5 protein-coding genes are annotated in these 6,017 nt (G+C 71.3%); 3 read left to right on the plus strand and 2 right to left on the minus strand.

Annotated features, from left to right (window positions below):
- Both ACFWEJ_RS26380 and ACFWEJ_RS26385 read left to right on the plus strand, forming a co-directional pair.
- Window positions 1-366, plus strand: a 366-nt coding sequence (locus tag ACFWEJ_RS26380) for a hypothetical protein (RefSeq protein ID WP_377232140.1), incomplete at its 5' end; no start/stop codon positions are given.
- Between the two features lie 238 nt (window positions 367-604).
- Entirely contained in the window at window positions 605-2,200 is a 1,596-nt protein-coding gene (locus tag ACFWEJ_RS26385) for an SLC13 family permease (protein ID WP_377232144.1), read from the plus strand.
- Between the two features lie 61 nt (window positions 2,201-2,261).
- On the opposite strand, the gene ACFWEJ_RS26390 is transcribed toward ACFWEJ_RS26385, so the two are convergent.
- Window positions 2,262-2,552 carry a hypothetical protein gene (locus ACFWEJ_RS26390; RefSeq protein WP_377232141.1) on the minus strand — a complete coding sequence of 97 codons (291 nt, stop codon included), beginning with the start codon at window positions 2,550-2,552 and terminating at the stop codon, window positions 2,262-2,264.
- A 168-nt stretch (window positions 2,553-2,720) separates the two neighbouring features.
- Window positions 2,721-4,730: a hypothetical protein gene (locus ACFWEJ_RS26395; protein ID WP_377232142.1), complete on the minus strand. Its 2,010-nt coding sequence runs from the start codon at window positions 4,728-4,730 to the stop codon at window positions 2,721-2,723.
- 317 nt (window positions 4,731-5,047) lie between these two features.
- Here ACFWEJ_RS26395 and ACFWEJ_RS26400 point away from each other — a divergent pair, with 317 nt between their 5' ends.
- Window positions 5,048-5,932, plus strand: a complete 885-nt coding sequence (locus tag ACFWEJ_RS26400; RefSeq protein ID WP_377232143.1) for a hypothetical protein — start codon at window positions 5,048-5,050, stop codon at window positions 5,930-5,932.
- Window positions 5,933-6,017: the final 85 nt, after the last annotated feature.

A 6,017-nucleotide genomic window follows, 5' to 3' on the forward strand; every position in this document is an offset into this window, starting at 1 on the left:
GTCGTGTCGGTGGTCGCCGCGTGCACCGGTCCGGACCACCGTGCGCAGGACTTCGCCGCCACGTTCACCGACTCCGACGGCGGCGTGCTGGCCCTGCACGACGACGGCGGCTTCGAGCTGTCGGGCATTCCCGTGGACGTGCTCGACAACGACGACGGCCCGGACAACACGGACGAGCCCCGTCTCACCGGCACCTGGGACCTGACGGGGCCTGAGACGGACGCGATCATGCTCCTGATCGAGGAGGGCGGCGACGCTCTCCCCTACGCGAACGTCCAGCTCTGGATCAACTCCGCCGACCGGCTGTTCGTCTACCCGAACGGCGTCGACAGAGGTCAGCTGCACTACCTTGAGCGGTCGAGCTAGCCCTCGGCGCCGTGTCGTCGCTGGGTCCGTCCCGCGGTGATCACGCCGGGGCCTCGACCGGGTTCTCGACCGGCCGGAGGTGCTGGCGAACAGGTCGTTGAGGGCCTCGGTCATGGACGGGTGGGTGTAGATCTCGTCGCGCAGCTCGCTCGCCGTCACGCCGTGGCGCATGGCCCGGGGCGCCACCAGCGCGCGGTGGGTGAACCGGCCAGATGCGACGATGGGGCCCGTGGAGCTCATGATCGACCCCCTGGTCGCGACCTTCGTGATCCTGGCGCTGGCGGTGCTCGGCTTCGCGACCAACCGGGTGCCGCTCGTGGTCGTGGCGCTGTTCGTCCCGGTGGCGCTGTGGGCGACGGGGGTGCTGCCCCTGGGCGAGGTCCTGTCCGGCTTCAGCGACCCGATCGTCGTGTTCATCGCCACGCTGTTCGTGCTCGGTGAGGCCCTGCAGACCACGGGGATCACGGCGTGGATCGGGACGCAGCTGGAACGGTGCGCCTCGCTCGGGCGCGCCGCGCTGCTCGCGACGATGGTCGGCGGCACGGCGGTCCTTGCGGCGGTCATCAGCATCAACGGGGCCGTCGCGGCCCTCCTGCCCGTCGCGGTCGTCGCCGCGGCGCGGGCCGGCATCGTGCCGTCGAGGATGCTCATCCCCGTGGCGTTCGCCGCCAGCGCTGGGTCGATGCTGACCCTGACCGGGACCCCGGTGAACGTGATCGTCTCCGAGGTCGCCGCGGAGGCGGGCGGCCGGGAGTTCGGGTACTTCGAGTTCGCGCTGGTGGGCCTCCCGCTCGTCCTGGTCACGATGCTCCTCGTGGTGACCGTCGGCGAGCGCCTCCTGCCGGAGCGGGCGCCGGAGCACCTGGTCGACGTCGCGGCCGACCCGCGGGAACGGGTGCGTTCGTGGCAGGAGAGCTACGCCGCGGAGCTCGACGCGGCACGCCTCTTCACGGGCGCGACCGGGGTCGTCGAGGTGCTCATCGCGCCCCGCTCGTCCCTGATCGGGCGGCGCGTGAGCCCGGGCATGACCACGCGGAACGAGGATCTCGTGGTGGTCGCGCTCCGCCGGGGCAGCGACTCGTCGAGCGGTCCCGACGGCTCCGCCTCGTCCGGACCGCTGTCGTTGCAGGCCGGTGACGCCGTGCTGGTCCGCGGGCCGTGGGAGGCGCTGCACCGGTACACCCGGTCACCCGACGTGATCGCCGTCGACGCGTCGCAGGCCCTGCAGCGGAGCGTGCCGCTCGGGCCCGGCTGGAAACGCTGCCTCGGGGTGCTGGTCGCGACGATCGGGCTCCTGGCGACCGGCGCCGTGCCTCCGGTGATCGTCGGGCTGCTGGCGGCCGGGGCGCTCGTGCTGCTGCGGGTGCTCACCGTCCCCCAGGGGCTCCGCGCGATCTCCTGGGACACGGTCATCCTCATCGCCGCGCTCATCCCGTTGTCCGCGGCCTTCGTGTCCTCCGGGGCGGCCGAGGCGATCGCCGACGTCGTGCTGCGCCTCACCGGCAGCGGCTCCCCGTACCTCGCGCTCCTCGTGCTGTGCGCGCTCACGCTCGTGCTCGGCCAGTTCATCTCGAACGTCGCGACCGTGCTCGTCATGGCGCCCGTCGCGGTGTCGTTCGCCCAGACGCTCGACGTGAGCGTGCAGCCGTTCATGATGGCCCTCGCCGTGGTCGGGGCCGCCGCGTTCCTCACCCCGATCGCGACACCGGCCAACCTCATGGTGCTGCAGCCCGGGGGCTACCGGTTCGGGGACTACTGGCGCCTCGGCCTGCCGCTGGCCCTCGTGTTCCTCGCGGCGGCGGTGTGGTACGTGCCGCTGATCTGGCCGTTCTAGGCCGGCGGGTGGGGGCGCGGACGCCGGACGCGGGGGCGCGCTAGCCGGGCGCGGGCGCGCGCTACTGCAACCGGCCCTCGCCCTCCGGCGAGTACCGCCAGGCCCACTTCAGGTCTTCGGACTCCGCCAGCGGCAGGTGCAGCGTGCGCAGAGCCGGCGAGTGGACGTTGCCCATCGTGCCGCCGTAGCAGTGCCGGCCGCCGTCCACCGGGTCGCCGAACGCCGTCCAGTAGTGCCACCCCGACGCCGCCTGCTCCAGGGTCACCGCCTCGCGACAGAAGACGCAGAACTTCTTCGTGCCCACCTCGGGCATCGGGGCGTAGAGACCCGACAGCGGCTTTCTGGCGTCCATGAGCAGTCATCATCCACGAACCTCGACGGTGAGAGCACATCACCATCGCACTGCTCGACGGCCGTTACCTAACCGGGACCGTGAAACGGCGCAGACCGGCCCGCATCGACGGGCCGGCCTGCGCTCTGTTGCCGGAATCAGCGTTGCCGGCAATCAGCGTTGCCGGAATCAGCCGGTGGCCACCAGCGGCGGCTCCTTCCGGGCCGGCGGGTCGTCCGGAGTCGGCGTAGGCGTCGGCGTCGGGGTAGGAGTCGGAGTGGGCTCCTGCTCGATCGGCTCCTGGGCCGTGCCACCGCCGACGAACGCGTCGTCGTCCCCGTAGCCCACGATGTCGAGGCGAGACTCCTGGACGGTCCGGGGCAGCTCGGGGTGGTCGCGACGGAACTCCGCGGTCGGCGTCTGCTTCCTGGGCGACTTGTCCAGCTCGACGCCACCGTAGATCGGGTAGGTCCAGGTATACGGCTCGCCGTTGACGATCTCCTCCCGGGTGACCTCGAACTGGACCCGGGTCCAGTCGTTCTCCATCATGTCGTCCCAGACGTCCTTGGTCTCCCAGTCGGTCCCTTCGGGCCACAGGGACACGTCCCCGGAGTCGATGATCGCGTCGTACGGTCCCGGGTTCGCCTCGTTGCGCTGCTTCACCCACGCCGCGGCGACCCGGGCCCGGTAGACGCTGCGCAGGTCCGCGTACTTCGGGTCGGTGTTGATCAGCTGCTCGACCACGGGGGCGAGGTGCTCCTGCGCCATCCGGAAGTTGTGGTCCATGATCTCGTCGCTCGCGGTGCACGGCTCCTGGCCGGGGGGATAGTTGGTGAACTCCATCCGCTCCTTGCCCACGCTCATCGGGGCATCCAGGATGTACAGGCGGTCACCCTCCTGGCGGACCTTGGCCGGGGCGGCGTAGATCCACTGGCGGGTCGAAGGCCAGCACACGCTGCCGTCCGGGTTGGTCCGCAACGAGTCCCAGTACGCCGCACCGGCCTCGGTCTCGGGGTTGGTCAGCCGCGTGAAGTCGCGCTTCATCTCCAGGTCGGCCTCCAGGAGCACGCGGGCGGCCTTGGTGTCCGCGAACACCGGGTCGGTCACCTGGTCGGGGTGATCCGGGTTGAGGTTGACCCAGAACACCTCGTCGGGCAGGGCGAGCCACGTGTAGAACGCGTCCGAGCTCAGGTCCAGGGTCTCCTCGCCGCCGAAGGACGGGTTCGCGGCCTCGTCGGGGTTGTCGTCCGCCTGGAACGAGTAGCCGACGTCGCCCGTACCGGGGTCGACCTCCAGGTAGCTGAGCTCGAGCGTCGACCAGTCGATCCCGCCCGGCCGCCGGTATCCCCAGTCGCGCGCGCCGAGCTCACGGGGCAGGTTCTGGTAGCGCCGTGCCTCCGCCGGGGTCCGGCCGGTCTGCTTGGCCAGGTCCTGCACCTTGCTGTTCTGGCCCTTCGAGCTGGGGTCCATCGGGCCGGGCGCGCAGCGGGCGGTGGGCTGCACCACGCTCATACCGGAGACGCACCCGCCCGGGAAGGTGGGCCGGATGTTGGTGATCCTGGGCTTGACCTTGATCGGGGCCGAGTCCATCTTGGCGTTCTTGAGCGCCTCGCTGGTGGCCTTGTCCGGCGCCTTGCCGTGGACGTACGTCGTGCTCTTCAGCGTCTTGTTGTCGACGAGGGCCTTGTACCTCGCCAGCTGGTCCGGGGTGTGCCCCGACCCCGCCTTCACCTCGATGGCGAACCTCGTGTTCTTGTGGACGATGTCCACGCGGACGGACTGGCCCTTCGGGCCGAGAGTCTTCTCGCACAGCCAGTCGTCGCCGGTCAGCCCGAGCTTCTCGACCACGAGCTTGTGCAGGGCGTGCCCCCGCGCGTTGTTGTCGTGCACCGTGACGTAGCTGGTGCGCCACCCGTCGAAGGCCCCGTTGATCTGCGCCCTCGTCTTGAGCTCCGGGTGCTTGTCGAGCCAGGCGTTCCACCGCGCGAACAGGTGCGTCTCGGTGCCGACGCTCTTCCCCCGGTACCTCGTGCCGTACTCCGCACGCACCTTCGCCGGATCCTCGCTCGGCAGCGCGGCGTTCCGGACCGGCTCGGCCGGGTTCACGTAGTCCAGGGGCAGGTCCCCGAGCGCGGCGATCTCCGCCGGGTCGGGCATCGTGGTCCGCTGCGGGCCTGTGGGTTTGGGCAGCTTGAACACGTCACGACACAGCTTCCCCGTGAGCGGTGCGGCAGAGGCAGACTCCGCCTGCGGGATCGTCACCAGCGAGAAGGTCAGTGCGAGAGCCAGGAGGACCGCCGGTAGCCGTTTCCGAGCATCGGTCGTCAACGACACGATGACTCCTTCCAGGACGATGGGCCCGTCCGACCATCGAGCCGGACGTCGCATGGCGGCACCAACGTACGCACCGAACTAGCACAAGCGCGACAAAAGTCAAAATGGGACGGTGCGGCTGGGATGACGGCGCGTCCGGGATTCCGTGGCGACGGCGGCGTCCACCTGCCTACCGTGGCGGCATGCAGACAACGCCCGACGAGGGCCTCGCCCACTGGCTCGACCACATCGGCCCGATGCTCGACGGGCTGCAGGACCTCGTCGCCGGGTCCGGCACGACGCTCGACCACTCCGCGGCGTCGCTGCACGACCTCGAACAACTCCTGCTCACCGAGACGCGGGACGCCGCTCCCCGCGAGGGTCTCGTCGAGGCGCTCGGCGGGTACCTCGGGGAAGCGCTGCTGACGGCCGGCGGCGGGGCCTGGTCGTGGGACGAGGGCTCCGGCCTGCCCGTCGCCGTCCTCGACGCCGGCGGGACGGTCGCGCCGATGCCTCTCGTCCTCGACGCCGCGGCCCGCCGCACCGGCGCCGTCTGGGCGACCGAGCACGAACGCGTCCTGGCGGAGGCGGCCCGGCGCCGTGCCGACGACGACGGCTGGGAACCGCGTCGCGCCGACCTGCCCGCGCTGCCGACCCGTGGGGCGGACGACCTGCCCGACCCCTGGCTCACCCGCTGGCTCACCACGCGCCGGGAAGGGTTCGACGCATGGTCCGCGGACACCGGGCGGGCCGAGGAGCTCGACTTCAGCCCGGCGTCGCTGGTTCCCCTCGCGCAGGTGATCCGGCTGCGGATCCCGTCCGCGGAGGCCCTGGACGCCCGGATCGAGGACGACCTCGTGCAGGGCGCGATCTGGTACCTGGGCGAGGTCGCACGGATCCACCGCGACGCTCGCTGGCGCTACACACCCGACCCGGACGGCACGAGCGAGAACCCGTCGGTGGGCAGGCCGTGGGTCGCGCAGGACGACGACGGCGGGGGGTCCGCGATCCCGGCGCTGGAGCTCTGGGTCGCGGTCGAGGCCGGCACCGACGACGTCCTCCTGGACCGGTTCGCGGAGTTCGACTGACCGGGGGCGCGACCCCCTCTGGTCACCAGGACACGAAGAGGCCCGGACCCGCGGAATTCCGCGGGCTGTCTCTAATACACCTCAG

This window comes from Promicromonospora sp. NPDC060204, assembly GCF_042728455.1.
GTDB lineage: Bacteria > Actinomycetota > Actinomycetes > Actinomycetales > Cellulomonadaceae > Promicromonospora.

Bases quoted from the DNA above. Each gene is read 5' to 3' on its own strand.
- ACFWEJ_RS26385 (WP_377232144.1), top strand. From the start codon at position 605: ATGATCGACCCCCTGGTCGCGACCTTCGTGATCCTGGCGCTGGCGGTG.
- ACFWEJ_RS26390 (WP_377232141.1), bottom strand. From the start codon at position 2,552: ATGGACGCCAGAAAGCCGCTGTCGGGTCTCTACGCCCCGATGCCCGAG.
- ACFWEJ_RS26400 (WP_377232143.1), top strand. From the start codon at position 5,048: ATGCAGACAACGCCCGACGAGGGCCTCGCCCACTGGCTCGACCACATC.